Below are 21409 nucleotides of genomic sequence, written 5' to 3'. Positions count from 1 at the left end.
GAGACGCCTATGCCACCCCTACTGGAAAACCTGATGCGCCCCGACCTTTTGGACTTGCGCCCCTACGAGGGGATAGACCCTCCTGAGGTGTTAGCCGCCCGTTTGGGCATTCCCCCAGAACGCATCGTCAAACTGGACGGCAACGAGAACCCCTACGGCCCCTCCCCCGCGGTGTGTCAAGCCCTGGGCTCTTATGCGGGATACCACATCTACCCCGACCCCCTGCAGCGTCGCTTGCGCTCTGCCCTGGCCTCCTATGCAGGGGTCCAGCCCGACCAGGTGGTGGCTGGGGCCGGCAGCGACGAACTCATTGACCTCCTCCTGCGCTTGTTCCTCTCCCCGGGAGATAAGGTCATCGACCTTTCCCCCTCCTTCGGCATGTATCCCTTCTGCACCAAGGTGAACGGGGGGATTGTGGTAGATGTGCCCCGCGACGCCGCGTGGGAGATAGACCCTTCCGCCGTGCGCCGCGCTGTGGACAAGCGCACGAAGGTCGTGTTCGTTGCCAACCCTAACAACCCCACCGGCAACCTCACCCCTATTGAGGTTGTCCTAGACCTAGCCGAGACTGGCATCCTGGTGGTGGTGGACGAGACCTACCACGAGTTCTGTGGCTTCACGGCCGTGCCCTGGCTCGCCCACTATGAAAACCTGGTCATCCTGCGCACCCTGAGTAAGTGGGCAGGATTGGCGGGTCTACGCCTAGGCTATGGCATTATGTCCCCCCGGATTGTCCAACGTGTGCTGGCCATCAAGGCCCCCTATAACATCAGCGTGGCTGCCGAGCTGGCAGCCCTGGCCTCCCTGGAAGATACCGACACCCTTCTCCAGCGCGTCCGCACCTTGGTGGAGGAGCGGGAGCGCATGGCCCACGCCTTGCGCGCCATCGGGGGGGTAGTGGTTTACCCCTCCAAGACCAACTTCCTGTTGGTGCACCTGCCGGGCCACAGAGGGGACGCAGTGGCCGCTGCCCTGGCGCGCCGAGGGGTGTTGGTGCGCACCTTCAGCCACCCTCGCCTGGTGGAGTGCGTCCGCATCAGCGTGGGCCTGCCCCATCACACCGACGCCCTGGTATCTGCCATGCGCTCCATCTTGGGGGGGAAATAGGCCATGTCCCGCTCCGCACGGGTGCTGCGCGAGACAGGAGAGACACGGGTGGAGGTGCTCCTGAACTTGGATGGCCAGGGGCACTGGGAGGTGGACACGGGCCTCGGCTTCCTGGACCACATGTTGGCCCAACTGGCCCGCCACAGCCTCATAGACCTGACCGTCCGTGGGCGGCGCGACCCATCGGGTTGGCACCACCTGGTGGAGGACATCGGTATCAGCTTGGGGAGGGCGTTGCACCAGGCCCTCGGGGAACGGAAAGGCATCACCCGTTTCGGCCACGCCCTGGTGCCCTTGGATGAGGCCCTAGCCCAAGTCGCCCTAGACCTGTCGGGACGGGGCTACGCGTCTGTGGAGTTGGGGATTGAGGGGGAGGTGGAGGGACTGGAGGCCGACCTCCTCCGCCATATGCTGGAATCCTTCGCCTACGAGGCGCGTATGACGCTCCACGCCCGCGTGCTGGAGGGGAGAAACAATCACCATAAGGCCGAGGCGCTGTTCAAAGCCCTGGCCCGGGCTTTGCGCCAGGCGGTTGCCCCAGACCCCCGTCTGGGGGGCGAGGTCCCCAGCACCAAAGGCACCCTCACCGCATAAAAAGATATGGTGGAGACGGGGGAGAGTCGAACTCCCCGTCCAGAGGACTCCCCGCTAGGACCGCCTACAGGCTTAGTCGGTGTTTTGGGTCTCGCCCGTGGGGCGCCCGCCGACAGGCTCCCCTGGGGCCAGCCGAGAGCGTCTTAGGCATCCCCCTATCGGCGTCGGGGAAGGCCGCACCCCGAGTGAGTGGTGCCCGCTCCCGCCCCTCGGGGCCGGGCGGGGCAGACAGGGGCCTGTGTTAGGCCGCCAGAGCGAGTTGCCGCTCGCCAGTTACTTTTGCGCCGCCTGTTTAGCGAGGTGGACGGCACCTCGGCCTGCTGTCCCGCAAGGCCATCCCCTGTCGAGCCCACGCGTCCCCACAGATGGCTCGCCAGCACACCCATGATATCATAAATCAAGACCGTGTGATCTCTGTTGTTTGGGCAACCTCCGGGAGTATCATTAGGCACTCAGTCCAGGCCGCATAGGTGCAGGACGGGGGCATCGTCCGCCAGCACCCCCCACCATCCAGGCAAAAATACGGCGTCCCCCGTATCCCGCTTTGTCGTATGCTACCCTAAAAGGGTAAACCGTGAGCCTTGTCCTAAGGAGGCGCTGTGGCCACCCAGACCGCCCCGGGCGATGTGCGCGACCCCTCCCTGGCCCCCCAGGGCGTCTTGAAGACCGAATGGGCCGGCCGGGAGATGCCTGTCTTGCGCCTGATTCGCGAGCGCTTCGCCAAAGAGAAACCCCTGCAAGGGGTGCGCATCGCCGCCTGCCTACACATCACCAGCGAAACGGCGAACCTAGCCCTCACCCTCCAGGCGGGCGGTGCCCACGTGGCCCTGTGCGCCAGCAACCCCCTGTCCACCCAGGACGAAGTCGCCGCCGCCCTGGTGGCCCAGTATGGCATCCCCACCTTCGCCATCAAAGGGGAAGACACCTCCACCTACTACCGCCACATCCACCAGGCCCTCCAGCACCAGCCCCACATCACCCTGGACGACGGCGCAGACCTGGTCAGTACCCTCCACAAGGAGCGCCCGGACCTCCTCCCGCATGTTTTGGGGGGCACCGAGGAGACCACCACCGGTGTCATCCGCCTGCGGGCCATGGCCCAAGACGGGCGCCTGCGCTACCCCATCATCGCCGTCAACGACGCCGAGACCAAATACCTCTTTGATAACCGCTACGGCACCGGCCAGAGCACCATTGACGGCATTACTCGCGCCACGAATATCCTATGGGCGGGCAAGAAGGTGGTGGTGGTGGGCTATGGCTGGTGCGGACGGGGGGTCGCCCTGCGCGCCCGGGGCATGGGTGCCCAGGTGATCGTCTGCGAAGTAGACCCCCTGCGCGCCCTGGAGGCCGTCATGGATGGCTATCAGGTGATGCCTCTTCTGGAGGCGGCGCCCATCGGCGATATCTTCATCACCCTGACGGGGGACATCCATGTCCTGGACGCGGCGCACTTCGCCCTCATGAAGGACGGGGCCCTCCTGGCCAATAGCGGACACTTCAATGTGGAGGTGAACATCCCCGCCTTGGAGAAGATGTCCACGGCGAAACGGCGCATCCGCCCCTTTGTGGACGAATACACCCTGGTGGACGGGCGACGCCTGTATTTGCTGGGGGAAGGACGCCTCATCAACCTGGCCGCCGCCGAAGGCCACCCCTCCAGCGTCATGGATATGAGTTTCGCCAACCAGGCCCTTAGTGTAGAATACCTGGTAAAACAGGGGCGAAGCCTCACCCCGGGCGTCTACAAGGTGCCCCGGGAGATTGACCACCACGTGGCCGTGCTGAAACTGGCCAGCATGGGTATCCGCATAGACTCCCTCACCCAGGAGCAACGGCGCTACCTCCAGTCCTGGGAGGCCGGCACTGTCTAATGGCCATATCGCCACACACATCTCGCATGGAGGGCAGGGCATGCCGATGAGTTTCTTCACCTCCTCTTCCTACCTGTTCACCTCCGAGTCGGTAACGGAGGGGCATCCCGACAAACTGTGCGACCAAATCTCCGACGCCGTCCTGGACGCCTATTTGGCCCAAGACCCCTATGCCCGTGTGGCCTGTGAAGCCATCACCACCCGAGGTTTTGTGCTGGTGATGGGGGAGATCACCTCCAAGGGCGTGGTGGATGTGCCCACCACTGTCCGCCAGACTCTGCGACGAGTTGGGTACACCCGTGCGGAGTTAGGCATCGGGTGCGACGACTGCGCCGTGTTGGTGGCGTTGCAGAAGCAGGCCCCCGAAATCGCCGCCGCTGTGGGCCAGCACGAGGAGACCGACCCCAGCAAGGTGGGAGCTGGCGACCAGGGGATGATGGTAGGCTTCGCCTGCCAGGAGTATGTGCTCAACGCCGGCAAGCCCGAAATGGTGGACACCGCCCACATGCCCCTCCCCATCTACATGGCCCATCGCCTCTGCCGCCGCCTAGCCGAGGTGCGCAAAAAGGGCATCTTGCCGTATCTGCGTCCCGACGGCAAGTCCCAGGTTACTGTGGAATACGCCTACGGCAAGGTGAAACGCATCCACACCGTTATCATCGCCGCCCAGCACGAGCCCGACATCCCTGAGGAGCGCGTCCGCCAGGATGTGCAGGAGGTGGTCATCCGCGCCCTGGCCAAAGACATGGGCATAGAGAGCCTGCTGGATACAGACACCCGCTTCCTGGTGAACACTTCGGGCAGTTTCATCATCGGCGGGCCGGCCGCCGACAGCGGCCTCACCGGGCGCAAAATCCTGGTGGATACCTACGGAGGCTCCGCCCGCCACGGGGGAGGCTCCTTCTCCGGCAAAGACCCCACCAAAGTAGACCGCTCGGGCGCCTATGGTGCCCGCTATGTGGCGCGCAACATCGTTGCCGCAGGCCTGGCAGAACGGTGCGAGGTGCAGGTCTCCTATGCCATCGGGCGGGCCGACCCAATCTCCATCTCCGTGGAGACCTTCGGCACCAGCACGGTGCCCGATGAGGTGCTGGAGCGGGCGGTGCGCCACCTCTTTGACCTGCGCCCCCTAGCCATCATCCAGCACCTCGACCTGCGCCGGCCGATCTATACCCCCCTGGCCGCCTACGGCCACTTCGGACGGGATGACCTCTCCCTTCCCTGGGAGCAGACCGATAAAGTGGACGCCTTACGCGACCTGGTCAGTGCCCATCGCGTGCGCCGCTAGCATCCTTTCTTGCGGAGCGCTGGCCTATGCAGGCGGTCATCCTGGTGGGTGGCGAAGGGACGCGTCTACGCCCCCTGACCTACACCCGCCCCAAGTCCATGCTCCCCGTCCTTAATCGCCCCTTTTTAGAGCACATGCTCGCCCACCTGCGGCAGAACGGTGTCACGGAGGTGATTCTGGCCCTCCACTACCTCCCCGATGCCATCCGCTCCTACTTCGGGGATGGATCCCGCTGGGGAGTGCGCCTCCACTATGTGGTGGAGCCGTTCCCTTTGGGAACAGCCGGCCCCCTGAAGTTCGTCGCTGACCGCCTCACCAGCACCTTCGTGGTATGCAACGGGGATGTGTTCACCGACCTGGACTTACGCCAGGTCCTGGCCCTTCACCGTCAGAAGGGCGCACTGGCCACCATCGTCCTCACGGCGGTGGATGACCCCACCCCCTTCGGCATGGTGGAGACGGCCCCCGATGGACGCGTCCTGCGCTTCAAGGAGAAGCCCTCACGGGACGAGGTTACCACCCTGTGGGTCAACGCTGGCACCTACATCCTGGAGCCGGAGGTGCTCCGCTGGGTGCCCCCTGGCCAGAAGTATATGGTGGAGCACGGCCTGTTCCCCGCCTTGTTGGAGGCCGGCCAGCCCGTGTTCGCCTTCCGCTCCCGCGCCTACTGGCTGGACATGGGCAACCCCCGCACCTATATGCGCCTCCATCGCGACCTTCTGTTAGGGTTAGTCTCCTCCCCCTTTGCCCTGGATGGCGTAACCGAGCGCCAGCCGGGGGTGTGGCTCGCCCCCTCTGCCTCGGTGGATGAGACAGCCATTCTCAAAGGCCCCCTTGTGCTGGGAGAGGGGTGCACCATCGGCCCCGGCGCCAAGGTGGTGGGGCCGGCTGTGCTGGGGCCCCGCTGCCACCTCCACGAGGGGAGCCACATCGTGGAGGCTCTCCTTTGGGAGCAGGTGGTTCTGCATCCCCATGCGCGGGCCGAGGGGTGTATCCTAGGGGCAGGCGTCTGCCTCCAGGCCAGGGCCAGCGTGGGCAGAGGGTGCGTGCTGGCCGATGGCGTCGTGGTGGGGGAAGGCAACCGTTTGGAGCGGGGCATCACCCTAGCCCCAGGCACCCATCTGCCTCCACGCTCCATAGGCATGCTGGACAGCTATTAGCAGGAGCAGCCAGTGGTCATTCGTTTCGGCACCGACGGCTGGCGGGGCATCATCGCCGAGGACTTCACCTTCGCCAACCTGCGCCGTGCCGCCCAGGGGCTGGCTGTGTGGGCACGCCAGAACGCCCCACCCGGGTGTTGGGTCGTCGGCTATGATTGCCGTTTCGCCTCCGAGGACTTCGCCGACGCCTGCGCCGAGGTGCTGGCAGGCAATGGCCTCCCCGTGCTGTTGTGCGACCGCCCCGCTCCCACCCCTGTGGTAGCCTGGAACATCGTGGCCCACCGCTGCGCGGGGGGGGTGATCATCACGGCCAGCCACAACCCCGCCCGCTGGAACGGTTTTAAAGTGAAGACCCCCCACGGCTCCAGCGCCCCTCCCGAGCAAGTGGCCCAACTGGAGGACCGCATCAACCGCTTGGGGGCCGAGGAGGTGCTCCGCCTGCCCAAGCCGCAGGCGGTGGCGCAAGGGATGGTGCGCCCCCTTCACCCCAACCCCTCCTATGACCAGCAACTGGCACGCTTGGTGGATCTGCCCCTCCTGCGGGCCGCGGGCTTCACCGTGGTGGTTGACGCTATGCACGGGGCGGGGGCAGGCTACGTGCCCCGTCTGTTGGCGGGGGGAGCCACGCGGGTGGTAGAAATCCGCGCCGAGCGCAACCCCCTCTTCCCCGGCATGCATAACCCCGAGCCCATCCCCCACAACCTGGCCCCCCTGGTGGAGGCGGTGCGCTCCCACGCGGCCCAAGTGGGACTGGCCTTTGACGGCGATGCCGACCGCCTAGGCGTGGTGGACGAGCAGGGGGGCTTTCTAACCACCCTGGACGCTTTTGCTCTGCTGGCCTTTTTCTTGCTAGAGGTGCGTGGTCAGCGTGGCCCCCTGGTGAAGACCCTCACCTCCTCCCGCATGCTTTTGCGGCTAGGGGAGCGGTACGGTGTGCCCGTCTACGAGACGCCTGTGGGCTTCAAGTATGTGGCCCCCCTGATGATGGAGCACAACGCCCTCATCGGGGGCGAGGAGAGCGGGGGCTACGCCTTCCAGGGACACATTCCCGAGCGGGATGGTATCCTCTCGGGCCTGCTGCTCTTGGAGTTCATGGCCCGCACGGGCAAGACCCTTTCCGACCTCCTGCGCCTGTTGCACCAGGTCGTTGGCCCTCACTTTTACGCCCGTCGGGATTTTCCCTTCCCTCCCGATCAACGGGAGGCCATTCGTCAGCGTCTGCACAGTGCACGCCCACCCACTCTGGCAGGTCTACCCGTGCGGACGATGGACACCACCGACGGCTGGCGCTGGGTGCTGGAGGGGCAGTGGTGGCTGGCGGTGCGCTTCTCCGGCACCGAGCCCCTCCTGCGCATCTACGCCGAGGCCGACTCCCCCGAACGGGTGCAAGCCCTCTTGGACGCCGGCCAGGCCCTGGCGGGCGTGGGCTAGCGCCGAGGTCACCCATGGGGCGCTTCACCTTCCTGGAACATACCGCCGATGTGGGCGTCGTCGCCGAGGGGGCAGATCTCAAGGAGGCCTTCGCCTTCGCCGGCATGGGTATGTTCGCCATCATCGCCGACCCCTCCACCGTCCAGGAACGGGAGGTGCGGGAGGTGGAAGTCTCCGCCCCCGACAGGGATGCCCTGTTGGTGGACTTCCTGAACGAGTTGAACTTCCTGTTTGAGTCGCGGGGGTTCCTGGTGAAGCGGGTGGAGGTGGTGGAGATGAGTGATACACACCTGCGTGCCCGCCTGTGGGGGGAGCCGGTGGACCGCACCCGCCACCGCATTCAATGCCTTATCAAGTCGGCCACCTACCACGCCCTCACCATTGCCCCCCACGAGGGCGGGTGGCGCATCCAGGTGATTCTGGATGTATGAGGTGTGCTAGGGCCGAATGCCCCAATCCCGCAAGAAGCCCTCCACCTCCCCCATAGCGATGGCATAGAACACCCCCACCACCCTTTGCCCACCCCGTGTCTCGGTTACTTGCACCTGGTTGACACCGATGACGACCCCGTTACGGTCTAGCACCGGGCCGCCGCTGTCCCCGGGGTCCATAGGGGCGTCTACCCGAAGCAGGGAGACACCCCCCCTTCGCAGAGTGCCCGACAGGATGCCCGCCTTCACCACGGGGAGGCCCATGGTCCCATCCCCCTGGGGGGAACGCAAAGAGTAGCCCACCACCAACACGGGCGCCCCGATATCCTCGTCCAGTAAGGAGCGGGTGCGCAGGGGAGTGAGTGGCGGAGCCGTGGCCGACACGCGAATAAGGGCCAGGTCGCGCGTGGGGTCTGTGGCGATGACACTCCCCTCCACAGGGGGAGCGCTGGGCCACCGCACTGTTACCCGCCTCGCCTGCCCCACGACATGGGCATTGGTTACAATCAAATCAGGGCCGATAGCCCACCCACTCCCCTGCCCTGTGAAGGTCTCAATATACGCCACCGAGGGGGCCACACCCTGAAGGATTTGCCCCACGGTGGGAGCCGAGGCAGAAGGGAGCCCCGCTCCCGCTGGGGGAAGGGGCGTGGGGGTGGGCGTGGGAAGACGGGCCACCACCGTGGCGATAAGGCTCTCTAGGGGAATGGGCGTCGGCGTCGGCTGGGGTGTAGGAGTGGGCAGACGCGCCACCACCGTGGCAACAATGTCGGCCAAGGGTATGGGGGTAGGTGTAGGCTGTGGTGTGGGTGTGGGCACACCCGCCACCACAGTGGCCACGATAGCCTCTCCCGGTAGGGGCGTGGGGGTGGGCACGCGGGCCACCGCTGTTGCCACCACCTGCTCCAACGGCGGACCACATCCCACACCCCCCAAAAGCAGAGCGCCGAGAAGCCATGCCCCTAAAAGGAGCGTGCCCAGCCTGCCCTTCCGAACAGAACAGAGGGCCCTAAGCCCAAACACCCAGCCACCTGTCATCTACTCCTCTTCCGGTTGTACCAGCGTCTCGGGGGCTTTGCCCTCCCACACCCTTGGGATGTTAGCGAAGGCGAAACGGACACGGCGCGCCCACCCCCTGTAGGCCGTCCCCGCCGAATGGGGCGACAGCACCACATTGGGCAAGCGCAGCCGAGGAAGTCGGCATCTGCCCGCACGCGGGCTTTCTCCTCTGGAGGCGTGGCGGGCGGGTGCACCACCCCCCAGACCCCGGCGGGGCGAAGGACACCATCAACCCCATGCACCTCCTCACGCATCAAAGAGAACAAGACCACCTTGCGCATGGCGCACCTAGGGTGTAACGATGGCCCGCACCACCGGAGAGCCTCCCTCCCGTCCCTTCCACTCCGCCTCTTGGAAGGCCTCGTTGATGCGCTCGAGGGGGAACTTGTGGGAGACCACCTGCGTAAGGGGATAGCGGTCGCGGGTGCGCACCAAAAAGTCCAGAGCCGCAGGAATCACCCAGGGGTCGTAGTGCATAATGCCCAAGATGCGGATTTGGCGACTGACCAGGTAACTCATGTCCAAGGTGGCGTTGCTGTTGGGGCTGATGTGGCCGATCTCCACATAGGTTCCGCCCCGGCGGAGCATGGCGATGCCCTCGGGCACCACCTGGGGGAAACCCACCACCTCCACCACCACATCGGCCCCGCGCCCATCGGTCAGTTCCCGCACTCGAGCAATGCGGTCCTCGGGACGGGTCACCTCCGTGATGTTGATGGTGTGGGTGGCTCCGCACCGCTCGGCCATCTGCAGGCGGGGCGCCTGACCATCTATCGCAATGACCTTCTCTGCGCCCATATCCCGGGCCACGGCCATAGCGTACAGGCCCAATCCCCCTGCCCCTTGCACCACCACCGTATCACCAAAGCGGGGGCGGGCCTGGTGCAGGCCGAACAGCACCTGGGAGAGGGCGCAGTTGACAGGCGTCAGCGCCTCCTCGGACAGCCCCTCGGGAGCCTTGAACACCCAGTGCCCCGGCCTCAAATAGAAGTACTCGGCGAACCCTCCGTTGCAGTAGGGGTAGGTCTTGATAGAGGGGCGGATCACGCGGTTGGGACAGGCGTGCAGCTCCCCCCGAGCGCACCAATAGCATCGCTGGCACGGGAAGAAGTAGGGGAACACGACCCGATCCCCCTCCTTCAGGGGACGGCCCAGGGAGTCGGTCTTGATGTTCTTCCCCAAAGTGTGCACCACCCCCATAAACTCATGCCCGGGAATCACGGGGCCAGGCTCGCCCACGGTGATGGGCACGGGGTTATCCCCGCGCCAGTAGTGCAGGTCAGACCCGCAGATTCCCGCCGCCGTGACCTTGATGAGGATACCCCCCGGTTCCACCTCCGGGACAGGCAGTTGAACGATGGTGAAGGGCTTGCCCGCCTTCTCAAAGACCGCCGCGCGTCCAATAGTAGGCATGCCAACCTCCTTTCTGGTGGAGCATACCAGGGGCGCACACTCGGGCTGGTGAGCCTCCCTCCCTAGAGCAGGCAGCCTTTCAAGGCCCCACTGCGCAAGGTCTTATCCCTCCCGTTCCTCGCCGTACTGCTCCTTGAGGGCCTCCACAACGGCGGGGCTTTCCAGGGTAGTTACATCCCCCAACGCCCGCCCCTCGGCGATGTCCCGCAGGAGGCGCCGCATGATTTTGCCGCTGCGGGTCTTGGGCAGGGCAGCGGTGAAGATGACCTGGTCCGGGCGGGCGATGGCTCCTATTTTCCTGGCCACGTGGGCCTTCAGCTCCTCGGCCAACTGGGGCGAAGTCTTCACCCCCTCCTTGGGGGTAACGAACACCACGATGGCCTCCCCCTTCACCTCGTGGCTCTTGCCGATAGCGGCGGCCTCGGCCACAAAGGGGTGATCCACCAAAGCGCTCTCAATCTCCATGGTGGACAGGCGATGGGCTGACACCTTGATGACATCATCCACCCGTCCCAAGAGCCACAGATAACCGTCGGCATCCTTGCGCGCCCCGTCTCCCGTGAAGTAGCGGCCGGGGAACCGGCTCCAATAGGTGCGCACGTACCGGTCGGGATCGCCGTAGATGCCCCGCAGCATGCCCGGCCAGGGGCGGGTGAGCACCAGATACCCCCCCTGTCCTGGGGGGACGGGCTTTCCCTGCTCGTCCACCACCTCGGCCCCCACGCCGGGGAAAGGCAAAGTGGCCGAACCCGGCTTGAGGGTTACCACGCCCGGCAGGGGGGTAATGAGGATTCCCCCCGTCTCCGTCTGCCACCAGGTATCCACGATAGGACAACGCCCCCCGCCGATGTGCTTCCAATACCACACCCACGCCTCCGGATTGATCGGCTCCCCCACCGTCCCCAACAGGCGCAGGCTGGACAGGTCATGCCGCTGGGGATACTGCTCCCCCCAGCGCATAAAGGAGCGGATGGCTGTGGGGGCAGTGTAGAAGATGTTCACCCGGTACTTCTCCACGATGGCCCAGAAGCGGTCGCGGTCGGGGTAATCGGGGGCACCCTCATACATGACAGTGGTGGCCCCGTTGCTCAGGGGACCATAGACCACGTAACTGTGCCCCGTTATCCAGCCGATGTCGGCGGTGCACCAATAGGTGTCCTCCTCCTTCAAGTCAAAGACCCACTTGGCGGTCAAGGTAACATGGGTCAGGTAGCCCCCGGTGGTGTGGATGATGCCCTTCGGCTTGCCAGTGGTGCCACTGGTGTAAAGGAGAAAGAGGAGATCCTCCGCGTCCATAGGCTCGGGGGGGCAGACGGCCGACTGCCCCTGGACGACTTCATGCCACCAGAGGTCGCGGCCGGGGTGCATCAGGATATCGGCGATACCCCCGATGCGCCGCAGGACAATGACCTTTTCAATGGTGGGGCACTGGGCAACAGCCTCATCGGCGTTGCGCTTGAGGGGCACCACACCCCCCCTGCGGTACCCCCCGTCGGCGGTGATGAGCACCTTGGCCTGGGCATCTTGGATGCGGTCGCGCAGGGCGTCAGCGCTGAACCCCCCGAACACCACGCTGTGGGGTGCTCCTATGCGCGCACAGGCCAACATCGCAATGGGTAGTTCAGGAACCATAGGCAAGTAGATAGTAACACGGTCCCCCTTCTTCACCCCCAAAGACTTCAGGGCGTTGGCGAAGCGGCACACCTCCCGGTGAAGGTCTTGATAGGTGAGCACCCGCTCCTCTCCGGGCTCCCCCTCCCAGATAATGGCCGCCTTGTTCTTGCGGAGGGTGGTCAGGTGGCGGTCAACACAGTTATACGAGGCGTTCAGTTTCCCCCCGACAAACCACTTGGCATAGGGGAGGTTCCACTCCAGCACCTTATCCCACGGGCGGAACCAGTGCAGTTCCCCGGCTGCCCGCTCCCAGAAAGCCAGAGGGTCGCGTTCGGCCTCCGTATAGACACGCATATCCCGCACATGGGCCTGGTGGCGGAAGGCCTCCGGCGGGGGGAAGACCCGTCCCTCCTGGAGCAGGCTCTCAATGGTGGCGGTCGCCGCATCCATGTCCACCTCCCAAGGCAAGGGTCAGACGTTAGGGTATCCGACGGCTTACCGACAAGGTATCCCCGAAGGTGGGGATGAAGGTGCTGTGATGGCCGCCCGTGGAGCCGGCCACCACGATCATAAACTGCTGGGGGTCGCGCACTATGCGCACCGTGTCGCCCACGATGCGATCGTGGAAGATGCGGCTCTCCCGTGCGCGCCGAGAAAACCAGGAGAGGGGCGCACGGACATGCTCGTAGAGGTACTCGCGCACCTTGTCTTTTGTCCAGCCCGCCTCGGCCAGGATGCGGGCGTGCAGGGGGTTAAGCACTAACAGGGGCTCGCCCTGCCCGAGGAGGAAGTTATTGACCCCGATGTTGATCATCCCATGGGCGAGGGTGTGGAGAAGGTCATCAGGGCGGGGGCTCATCTCCAGGATATTGCTGGTGCCCTGGGCACCCACCACGGTGACCACGCTGTCCTCGGGGCGGAAGCCCCGTTCGGTGTGCAAAGGGGGCCAGGGGGAATCCTCCTCGTTCTCGCCGAAGCAGAAGGTATACTTGCCAGGATAGCCTTGCACCGCCTTGTCCACGGGGCCGGGGGCACCCCCTCCGATGTTTAGGAGCACCAGGCGCACCGCCCGCCCCAGGGTGGCGTTGGCCTGCCAACCCGGTCCGAAACACCCCGCCTCGCAGTTCACCCCGATGCGCCGACGGATAGGCCCGTTGAGAATCAGCAGTGGCCCTACCGGGTTGGTGGTGGCCTGGATGGCCGTCAGGTTGAACTTGGGCTCGCAGAGGGCCTCCACCGCCGCCACCACGACGGGGAAGTACTCCGGCCGGCACCCAGCCATCACAGCGTTGATGGCCAGTTTCTCTATGGTGGCCCGTCCTAAGGCGGGGGGAACCTCCGCCACCACCTCGTCGGGGGGACGCCCCAGGGCGTCGATCATTCGCCACACCCGCTCCTCGGTGGGCGGAACCACCGGCAGGCCGTCGGTCATCCCCCGCTGGATGAAGAACTCTTGCACCTCCTCCCACACATCGGGGAGGACCTGGCGAGTGGAGGAAAGGCGTCGCGGAGTCATCACGCCCTCACAGCTGACGTTTATGTGATGTCCACCTTACGGGGGGCGTTGGGGTCGGTGAGGGCCTGGAGCACCGCTGCTAGGGCCTTACGGGCCACCTCCCGCACCTGTGCCTCGGGCAAAGTCTCGTAGGGATAGGGGAGAATCACCTGCTTCAAATCGGGCGCCCCCTTGCCGCGGGCCGTGGCCATGGCCAGGGCCTCAAAGAACTTGGTGGACAGGGTTACCGTCGGAATGCCCCGCTTCTCCAGTTGGATGCTGTCGTGGATACACCACGTAGTGCACGACCCTCAGTTGCCCAGGCCGGTGATGACCGCATCGGCACGGCGTGCCAGGTCGTCAATATCGTGGGGAGGGAGGGGGCTGGACTTGGCCTTGCGCTTCTCCACAAAACCCCGCACCTCCCACTGGCTTTGCAAAAGGCGCTTGAACTCATCGTAGGTGATGTCCAAGGAGATCCAGTCGTTGTTGATGAAGCCGATGGTTTTGCCCGCCAGGGTTTCTAGGCGGGGGGCCAGACGGAGTTTGTGCCCATCCTCTGTTTCCGCGATAGGCAGGAGCACCTCTATCGTGCTGGCCATAGTCCTCCTCCTGGGCGTGGGCTAGGGAAAGGATAGCATGGGCGTGCCCCAAGGGCAACGGGGAGTACTCTGCACCCGAATGGCCACCTACACGGCCAGATAGGCCCGGCGAACGCCCTCATCGGCCAGGAAGCGCTCCATAGGAGCCTGGTAGCGGATGTGGCCCTTCTCTAAGATGTAGACCCGGTCGCCGAGCCCGCTCACGAAGCGTACGTTTTGCTCCGCCAGGATGATAGTGAGGCCGGTGGCTTTGAGGCTTTGGAGTTGCTCCTTGAGGGCTTGCACCACCACCGGCGCCAACCCCTCCGACGGCTCATCAAGGAGCAGAAGGTCGGGGTTGGTCATCAGAGTACGGGCGATGGTGAGCATCTGCTGTTCGCCCCCGCTGAGGGTGCCGGCGCGCCGCTCCAAGAAGGAGCGCAAGCGGGGAAACAGGGTCAACACACGCTCCACATCCCAGGGGTGGCCGTCGGTGGAGGGGGGAGCCGTGCGCCGAGCCACCTCCAAGTTCTCCCGCACCGACAAGTTGGCGAAAATGCGCCGTTCCTCAGGCACATAGCCAATTCCCATGCGGGCGATGCGATAGGGAGGCAAGCCGGTGATCTCCTGCCCTTTGAAGCGGATACTGCCCGATCGGGGGGGCACCAAACCGATAATGCTCTTGAGAGTGGTGCTCTTGCCCGCACCATTGCGCCCCAACAGGCACACCACCTCCCCCCTATCCACCGTCATAGTTACATCAAAGAGAATATGGCTCTGGCCGTAGAAGGTGTTGAGGTTCTGCACTTCCAGCAAGGGCATACTGTCCCCCTACCCGTGCTCCCCCAGGTAGACCCGCTGCACCTCGGGGTTGGCCCGCACCTCCTCCGGCGAACCCTCGGCTAGCACTTTCCCCTGGTGCATCACCGTGATGCGCTCCGCATAGCCGAACACCACATCCATATCGTGCTCCGTGAACAGGAGGGTCAGGCCCTGCTCTCGGGCAATGCGCGTGATGAGGGACATAGCCTCGCGGCGCTCGTGCGGCGCCATACCGGCCGTCGGCTCGTCCAGCAGGAGCATGCGGGGCGCGCTGGCCAAGGCAATAGCCAGTTCCAACCGCTTCTGGTCGCCGTGTGCGAGGACACCCGCCGGCTTGAAGGCGCTGTCGGCCAGACCCACCTGCTCCAGCAGAAACATCGCCCGCTCCCGCATACTGCGATGGGCAGGGATAAACAGGGCGAGGGGGTTCAGATGGCGCTGGTGATGCACAAACAAAGCCACCTGCACATTCTCCAAGGCGGTGAGGCGGCGGAAGGTGCTGGTGATCTGGAAGGTGCGGGCGATGCCCCGTCGCATCACCTGATACGGGGCGAGGCCATCTATGCGGTGCCCGTTGAAGTGCACCTCCCCCTTGTCCCGGCGCAGTTGCCCCGTCACCAGGTTGAAGAAGGTGCTCTTGCCCGCTCCGTTGGGGCCGATAAGAGCACGCAGTTCCCCCTCCCGCACGGCCAAATCCACTCCATCCACGGCCCTCAGCCCCCCGAAGGCCTTACTCAACCCCTTACAGGAGAAGATCACCTTAGGCGTTACCATCTGGACTCGCTCCCGAAGCACTGGACGAGGGTTGGGGGCCGGTTTCCCGGGGGGTGGGGGTAGCCCCCGCCTTGCGGGGCCACCACCGCAGTGTCCGCCAGCGCCGCTCGGTGAGGAACCCCATCACCCCCCCAGGGAACAGGAGAATCACCCCCACCAAAATGAGGCCCACCAGCAACTGCCACAGGAAGGGGAACTCCCGTCCCACATAGAAGAAGATGATCTTATAGAGGAGCGCCCCCACGGCTGGTCCCAGGAAGTGGTGCATACCCCCGAGCAGGGCCACGATGAGGGGGTCGGTGCTCCGCGCCACCCCAGCGTAGTCGGGGTTCACACTCCCCTGGAAGAACACGAACAGCGACCCAGCAACCCCCGCAAAGAAGCCCGCGATCACAAAGGCCACCCACTGGTGCAGACGCACATTCACCCCTGCCATCTCGGCGCGGCGAGGGTTCTCCCGAACAGCCCGTAGGGTATAGCCAAAGGGCGAGTTGACGATGAGATATAGAATGAGAGTGCACACCAGAACCACACCCAAAGTGAAGTAGTAATAGTTATCGGACACCGGTGGCGCAGCCAATGCCCGAATGGGCCATACCCCTTGAATCCCGTCATCGCCCCCCGTGAACTTCGTCCACTTGAACACTACAGCGTAGACGATCTGGGAGAAGGCCAAGGTGAGCATCGCAAAGTAGATGGCGGTCAGGCGCACCGCGAAGAAGCCGAACACCATAGCGCCCCCGGCGGCGAAGAAGGGGCCCAGGGCCAAGGCCAAGGGCATGGGGACATCCGCCCGCTTCACCAACAGGGCAGCGGCATAGGCTCCCAGAGCGTAATAAGCGGCATGCCCGAAGGAGACCATCCCCCCATACCCCATCAGCAAATTCAGGGAGAGGCCGAACAGGGTGAGAACGAAAAGGTCAATGGCGAACTGCACCCAGAACACAGGGGCAATCTGGGGAAAGATCAGGGCAACCACCAAAAAAGCCAGCCATCCCCCAACGGTGAGCATTGAGGCTCCCACAAGGGGCACCCGCCAGCGCCCCACTCCTTTGCGTGCGACCTCCTGCACCGTCGCCTCCTCACGTTAGGACTCGGGCCTGCCGAACAGGCCCACCGGCCGCAGAATGAGCACCAACGCCATCAAGGCGAAGGGAAGCACCAGGTCGTAATGGCGCAGGAAGGGGTTGAGCACCGCCAACCCCTGCACCACCCCAATCAAAATTGCCGACACCAGGGTGCCGAAGAAACTCCCCAACCCCCCAATGACCACCACCACGAAGGCTAGGATGATGACAGCCGCGTCCATACCAGGCGCAAGCCCCTGAATGGGGGCCACCAGGGCCCCGCCCAACCCCGCCAACCACGCCCCGAAGACGAACACCGTGGTAAACACCAGGGGGGTATTCACCCCCAAGGCACCCAGCATATCCCGGTCCCAGGTGGCCGCCCGCACCAGCATCCCCCACCGGGTGCGGTAGAACACCCACCACAAGGCCAGCAACACCAGCGGCCCCAGCCCCAAAATCACCAGGTTATAACTGGGGAAGGGCTGGCCCAGAATGGGAAGGGAGGCCGTCAGAAACTCAGGGCGCGTGACAGAGCGGTTCTCCGGACCCCAAATGATGCGCACAATATCCCCAATCACAAAGGCCAACCCGATGGTCAAGAGCAGTTGATAAATGTGCTCCGCCTGGTAGATGCGGCGCAGGAAAAGCACCTCTATGAGCAACCCCACAACCGCCACCCCTATGGGGGCCAACGCCAGGGCCAACCAGTAGTACAGCCCCGAGCCCGGCACCGTGCGCATAATGGTATAAGCCAGGTAGGCCCCCACCATATACAAGGCCCCGTGGGCGAAGTTCACCACCCGGCTCACCCCGAAGATGAGAGACAGACCGGAAGCGACCAGGAACAGGAGCACGCCCACGCTGATGCCCGATAGGAGTTGCACCACAATGCGGGGGGTATTCTCAGCAAGCCAGTCCACGGGGATGCCCTCCGCGCGGGGGATAGGGGGAAAGGGGGGCCGGGGTGCGCCGGCCCCCCGCTCTCGGTACGGTTACCCTTTCTTCGCCTTCTCCCGCAACGCCTTCACCTCGTCGCAGGAGCGGACCACATCTTTGCCGTGCAGGGTCTTCAGGTCCCGCACATAGGGGGTGCCATCGGGCTTCACATCCACCACCCCCGTCCAGAGGGGCGGCAGAGCCTGCTGATCGCACGCCCGCATGATCACCTCGCCCCACGGCATCTTCACGCTAAAGTCCCCGCTGCTGAGAGCCTTATGGATGTCATCCGGCTTGGTGGAGCCGTTGGTGCGCTTGAGCACCTCGGCGATGATGTAGACCGTTACATACCCAAAGGCGGAGCCCGTAGTGGGTTCCGAACCGCCCGTGCGGTCCTTATACCGCTTCACCCACGCCGCCAACTCGGGGTTGGCCTGGAGCACCTCAGGCAGATAGGTGGGGATGAAAGGAGGCGTTACCGCACCCACAGGGGCCTCCCTGCCCAGGCCGCCCAGTTCGTCCAGGTTGCCCACACTGGCGTGCACCAGCTGGAACTCCTTGAACAGGCCGTAGGGGGTGGCCTGCTTGATGAAGGTGATACTCTGGGAGCCCCACAGGGAGGTGAGGATGCAGTCGGCCTTGCCCTTCTGGGCCATCATAGCGGTGATGTAGGAGGTGTGGTCGGTCTCGCCCAGGCGCGGCCAGTATTCGGCCACGATGGTGGTCTCGGGGCGATGCTTCCGCATATATTCAAAGAAGTCCTCGTGCACCGCCCGCCCGTACTCGTAGTCCTGGTTGATAGAGAGCCACCGCTTGCACTGGGGATAGTCCTCCACCACCCGCTTGGCCAGGGCGCGAATGTACTGGTTGACATTGTTGCTGGTGCGGGCCACATACTCATGCCCCAGGTCCCACGTCAGACGGCTGGTCTGGCAGTGGGTGGCGAAGTAGAACACCTTGTTGGCCTTGGCCCACTCCGAGAGGGCCAGCCCCACCGTGGAACTGATGCACCCCACCAGGAACTCCACCTTTTCCTGGAACACCAGCTCCTGGGCTGCCTTCACCGCCTCGTCGGCACGCAGTTTGTCGTCCCGGAAAATGAACTCTATCTTCCGCCCCAAGATGCCACCCTTTTCGTTGATCTCCTCGGCCGCCATGCGCAGGCCTTCACGATAAGGGAAGGTGTAAACAGTAGAGAGGCCAGAATAGGAGTTAATTTCCCCTATCCGCAAGGGGGGCGCAGGCGTCGGGGTGGGGGTGGGACGGGGGGCCGGGGTGGGCTGGGCAGCCGGGGCGGCTACAGGAGCAGGGGTGGGAGTAGGTGTGGGCGCCGCCGCCCGACATCCAACCACTACCGCCAAAAGGGCTAGAGCCAGCACAAGCAGACCATACCTTTGCACACCTCGGAACCAACAGGCCATATCCCCCTCCTTACAGACGCTCTCCAGGCGTGGCACGGTTGTGCCCTATTATGTAACCACTGTGGCGCCGTTTGTCAAGGGGTGGGGCCCCCTGCCCACGTTTTCGCCGAGCCCGCCCCGTCGGGGCACCCGAAACCCTTCCCACACCTTTGAGGACACGGCTTCCCTTGTCAAAGGCCCCTCATGCCACTATGATGAGGACGAGGAGTGCATGCTATGGAAGTGATTCTCGGCTCGCCCCGAGGTTTCTGCGCAGGGGTGGTACGGGCCATTGATATCGTGGAACTGGCCCTTCAGCGCTTCGGCCCCCCCGTGTATGTGAAGCACCAAATCGTTCATAACCCCACGGTGGTGGCCTCCCTGGAGGCGAAAGGGGCCATCACGGTGGAGGATGTGGACGAGGTTCCTCCCGGCTCGGTGGTGGTGTTTTCGGCGCACGGCTCCCCGCCCCAGGACTATGAGAAGGCGCGTGCCCGCCATCTGCGGGTGATCGACGCCACCTGTCCCCTGGTCACCAAGGTGCACAACGAGGCCCGTCGCTATGCCAAGGAGGGACGACGCATCATCCTCATCGGCCACCGGGGTCATCAAGAGGTGCGGGGCACCATGGGGCAGACACCCATGTATTTGCTTGATGAGCGGGAGGGCATCCATCTCCCCCCTTGGGATCCCGACACCCCCGTGGCCGTCCTCACCCAGACCACCCTCTCCGTGGACGATACGGCTAAGGCGGTGGAGGCCATTCGCCAGCGCTTCCCCCACGCTATCGTGCGCAACGACCTGTGCTACGCCACCACTAATCGCCAGGCGGTGGTGAAGGCTCTGGCCCAAGAGGCCGATGTCATTTTGGTCATTGGTGCCCAGAACTCGTCCAACTGCAACCGCCTGCGGGAGGTGGCCCAGGCCCAGGGCGTCCCCGCCTACCTCATCAACGGCCCCGAGGAACTGCGCCCCGAATACCTTGCAGGGGCCCAAAAGGTGGGTATCATCTCAGGGGCCAGCACACCCGAAAGCCTAGTGCAGGCCGTGGTGGACGCCCTCTCCCCCCAGCGCGTCCGCCATTTGACCCTGGCCGAAGAGCACATCTCCTTCGTCCTACCCCGGGAGCTGCGGGAGGAGGCCCCAACGCCCTAACCATCCCACATCACATCCCATGACTGGAGGGGATATGCTTGCCCAACGCATGGCCCGCCTGGGCACAGAGACAGCCTTTGAGGTGTTGGCTCGCGCCAAGGCTTTGGAGGCCCAGGGGCGGGACATCATCCATCTGGAGATCGGCGAGCCCGATTTTCCTACACCTGCCCATATTGTGGAGGCGGCCTACAGGGCTCTACAGGAGGGGTATACCCACTACACCCCCTCGGCAGGACTGGCCGAGGTGCGGGAAGGCATCGCCCGCCACGCCCGCCAGCGCTTGGGCATCCCCGTGGCGGCCGACCAGGTGGTCATTACGCCAGGGGCCAAGCCCATTATCTTCTACACTATTCTGGCTTTAGCTGAGGAGGGAAGCGAGGTTCTCTACCCGGACCCGGGCTTCCCCATTTACGCCTCGGTGGTTACCTTTTGCGGGGCGACGCCCGTGCCTTTGCCCCTAGACCCCTCCCGCGGCTACCATCTTGACCTGGACGACTTGGAGCGGAAACTGTCGCCCCGCACACGCCTGCTTATCCTCAACTCCCCCCACAACCCCACCGGCTCCGCCCTCACCGCCGAGGAACTCAAGGCTATTGCCGACCTCCTGCGCCGGTGGGAGCAGGTGTATGTGCTCTCCGATGAGGTCTACCACGCTATTCTCTACAACGGTCGGTACCAGAGCATCGCCTCCCTCCCCGGGATGGCCGAGCGCACCATTGTCCTAGACGGCCTCTCCAAGACCTACGCCATGACCGGCTGGCGCTTGGGCTGGGGGATTTTCCCCAAGACCCTGGTGGAGCCGGTGGTGCGGTTGGTGATCAACAGCGTCTCTTGCGCCCCCGCCTTCGTCCAGAAGGCGGCCTTGGCGGCTTTGGACGGCCCCCAAGACAGCGTGCAGGCGATGGTGGCCGAGTTCCGCGCTCGGCGCGACCTCATCGTGGCGGGCCTGCGCGCCTTGCCCGGCGTGGTGTGCCCTCTGCCCGAGGGGGCCTTTTACGCCTTCCCTGATATCCGGGGCACGGGCCTGACCAGCCGGGAGTTGGAACGGCGCGCCTTGGAAGAGGCGGGGGTGGCGCTTCTGTCGGGCACCGCCTTCGGCCAGTATGGGGAGGGGTTCATCCGCCTCTCCTATGCCAACTCCCGCCAGAACATCGCACGCGCCTTGGAACGCTTGGAGGCCCTGCTGAAAAGGGCCCGCCGCTAGG

20 protein-coding genes and 1 other RNA gene are annotated in these 21409 nt (G+C 64.6%); 9 read left to right on the top strand and 12 right to left on the bottom strand.

Going from position 1 to position 21409, the window contains the following annotated elements; genetic code table 11:
• Positions 1–9: 9 nt before the first annotated feature.
• Positions 10–1107 carry a histidinol-phosphate transaminase gene (gene hisC / locus NZ951_02050; protein ID MCS7206704.1) on the top strand — a complete coding sequence of 366 codons (1098 nt, stop codon included), beginning with the start codon at positions 10–12 and terminating at the stop codon, positions 1105–1107.
• A 3-nt stretch (positions 1108–1110) separates the two neighbouring features.
• Positions 1111–1701, top strand: coding sequence for an imidazoleglycerol-phosphate dehydratase HisB (hisB, locus tag NZ951_02045; GenBank protein ID MCS7206703.1), 591 nt, complete (start codon positions 1111–1113; stop codon positions 1699–1701).
• 7 nt (positions 1702–1708) lie between these two features.
• Here hisB and ssrA read toward each other — a convergent pair.
• Positions 1709–2062, bottom strand: a transfer-messenger RNA (tmRNA) gene (gene ssrA / locus NZ951_02040).
• Between the two features lie 238 nt (positions 2063–2300).
• On the opposite strand from ssrA, the gene ahcY reads away from it, so the two are divergent.
• The 5 genes from ahcY to NZ951_02015 are packed head-to-tail and all read left to right on the top strand — an operon-like array spanning position 2301 to position 7885.
• Positions 2301–3575: an adenosylhomocysteinase gene (gene ahcY / locus NZ951_02035; protein ID MCS7206702.1), complete on the top strand. Its 1275-nt coding sequence runs from the start codon at positions 2301–2303 to the stop codon at positions 3573–3575.
• A gap of 46 nt (positions 3576–3621) precedes the next feature.
• A complete protein-coding gene (metK, locus tag NZ951_02030) occupies positions 3622–4863 on the top strand; it encodes a methionine adenosyltransferase (protein MCS7206701.1) in 1242 nt (413 codons plus the stop codon).
• A 26-nt stretch (positions 4864–4889) separates the two neighbouring features.
• Positions 4890–6023 carry an NDP-sugar synthase gene (locus tag NZ951_02025; protein MCS7206700.1) on the top strand — a complete coding sequence of 378 codons (1134 nt, stop codon included), beginning with the start codon at positions 4890–4892 and terminating at the stop codon, positions 6021–6023.
• Positions 6024–6035: 12 nt separating this feature from the next.
• Positions 6036–7454: a phosphoglucomutase/phosphomannomutase family protein gene (locus NZ951_02020; GenBank protein ID MCS7206699.1), complete on the top strand. Its 1419-nt coding sequence runs from the start codon at positions 6036–6038 to the stop codon at positions 7452–7454.
• Positions 7455–7468: 14 nt separating this feature from the next.
• A complete protein-coding gene (locus NZ951_02015; protein MCS7206698.1) occupies positions 7469–7885 on the top strand; it encodes an archease in 417 nt (138 codons plus the stop codon).
• A gap of 6 nt (positions 7886–7891) precedes the next feature.
• Here NZ951_02015 and NZ951_02010 read toward each other — a convergent pair whose 3' ends face one another.
• The 11 genes from NZ951_02010 to NZ951_01960 all read right to left on the bottom strand — a co-directional run bounded on the left by NZ951_02010 (position 7892) and on the right by NZ951_01960 (position 19070).
• Positions 7892–8923 (bottom strand): serine protease, encoded by a 1032-nt coding sequence (locus NZ951_02010; GenBank protein MCS7206697.1) that lies wholly within the window; start codon positions 8921–8923, stop codon positions 7892–7894.
• Between the two features lie 309 nt (positions 8924–9232).
• Entirely contained in the window at positions 9233–10357 is a 1125-nt protein-coding gene (locus NZ951_02005) for a zinc-binding dehydrogenase (GenBank protein MCS7206696.1), read from the bottom strand.
• Positions 10358–10459: 102 nt separating this feature from the next.
• Positions 10460–12421: an acetate--CoA ligase gene (gene acs, locus NZ951_02000; GenBank protein MCS7206695.1), complete on the bottom strand. Its 1962-nt coding sequence runs from the start codon at positions 12419–12421 to the stop codon at positions 10460–10462.
• 28 nt (positions 12422–12449) lie between these two features.
• Complete coding sequence (locus NZ951_01995; GenBank protein ID MCS7206694.1) at positions 12450–13487, bottom strand: hypothetical protein; 1038 nt, start codon at positions 13485–13487, stop codon at positions 12450–12452.
• Between the two features lie 20 nt (positions 13488–13507).
• The gene (locus tag NZ951_01990; GenBank protein MCS7206693.1) at positions 13508–13678 is read right to left on the bottom strand and encodes a hypothetical protein; all 171 of its coding nucleotides are present in this window, start codon (positions 13676–13678) and stop codon (positions 13508–13510) included.
• Between the two features lie 99 nt (positions 13679–13777).
• Entirely contained in the window at positions 13778–14068 is a 291-nt protein-coding gene (locus NZ951_01985; GenBank protein MCS7206692.1) for a hypothetical protein, read from the bottom strand.
• 87 nt (positions 14069–14155) lie between these two features.
• Positions 14156–14869: an ABC transporter ATP-binding protein gene (locus NZ951_01980; protein ID MCS7206691.1), complete on the bottom strand. Its 714-nt coding sequence runs from the start codon at positions 14867–14869 to the stop codon at positions 14156–14158.
• Positions 14870–14878: 9 nt separating this feature from the next.
• Positions 14879–15643 (bottom strand): ABC transporter ATP-binding protein, encoded by a 765-nt coding sequence (locus NZ951_01975; protein ID MCS7206690.1) that lies wholly within the window; start codon positions 15641–15643, stop codon positions 14879–14881.
• On the bottom strand, positions 15630–16715 hold the full coding sequence (locus NZ951_01970) for a branched-chain amino acid ABC transporter permease (protein MCS7206689.1): 1086 nt from the start codon (positions 16713–16715) through the stop codon (positions 15630–15632). The genes NZ951_01975 and NZ951_01970 overlap by 14 nt, the downstream gene beginning before the upstream one ends.
• A gap of 15 nt (positions 16716–16730) precedes the next feature.
• Positions 16731–17633 (bottom strand): branched-chain amino acid ABC transporter permease, encoded by a 903-nt coding sequence (locus NZ951_01965; protein MCS7206688.1) that lies wholly within the window; start codon positions 17631–17633, stop codon positions 16731–16733.
• A gap of 72 nt (positions 17634–17705) precedes the next feature.
• A complete protein-coding gene (locus NZ951_01960) occupies positions 17706–19070 on the bottom strand; it encodes an ABC transporter substrate-binding protein (GenBank protein MCS7206687.1) in 1365 nt (454 codons plus the stop codon).
• A gap of 216 nt (positions 19071–19286) precedes the next feature.
• Here NZ951_01960 and ispH point away from each other — a divergent pair, with 216 nt between their 5' ends.
• Positions 19287–20204, top strand: coding sequence for a 4-hydroxy-3-methylbut-2-enyl diphosphate reductase (gene ispH, locus NZ951_01955; protein ID MCS7206686.1), 918 nt, complete (start codon positions 19287–19289; stop codon positions 20202–20204).
• Between the two features lie 19 nt (positions 20205–20223).
• Complete coding sequence (locus NZ951_01950; GenBank protein ID MCS7206685.1) at positions 20224–21408, top strand: pyridoxal phosphate-dependent aminotransferase; 1185 nt, start codon at positions 20224–20226, stop codon at positions 21406–21408.
• The last annotated feature ends 1 nt before the right edge of the window (position 21409 follow it).

The organism is Dehalococcoidia bacterium (genome assembly GCA_025060295.1).
In the GTDB taxonomy this organism is placed as follows: domain Bacteria; phylum Chloroflexota; class Dehalococcoidia; order Lucifugimonadales; family HRBIN23; genus HRBIN23.
This window is presented reverse-complemented; position numbering and strand designations above follow the sequence as displayed.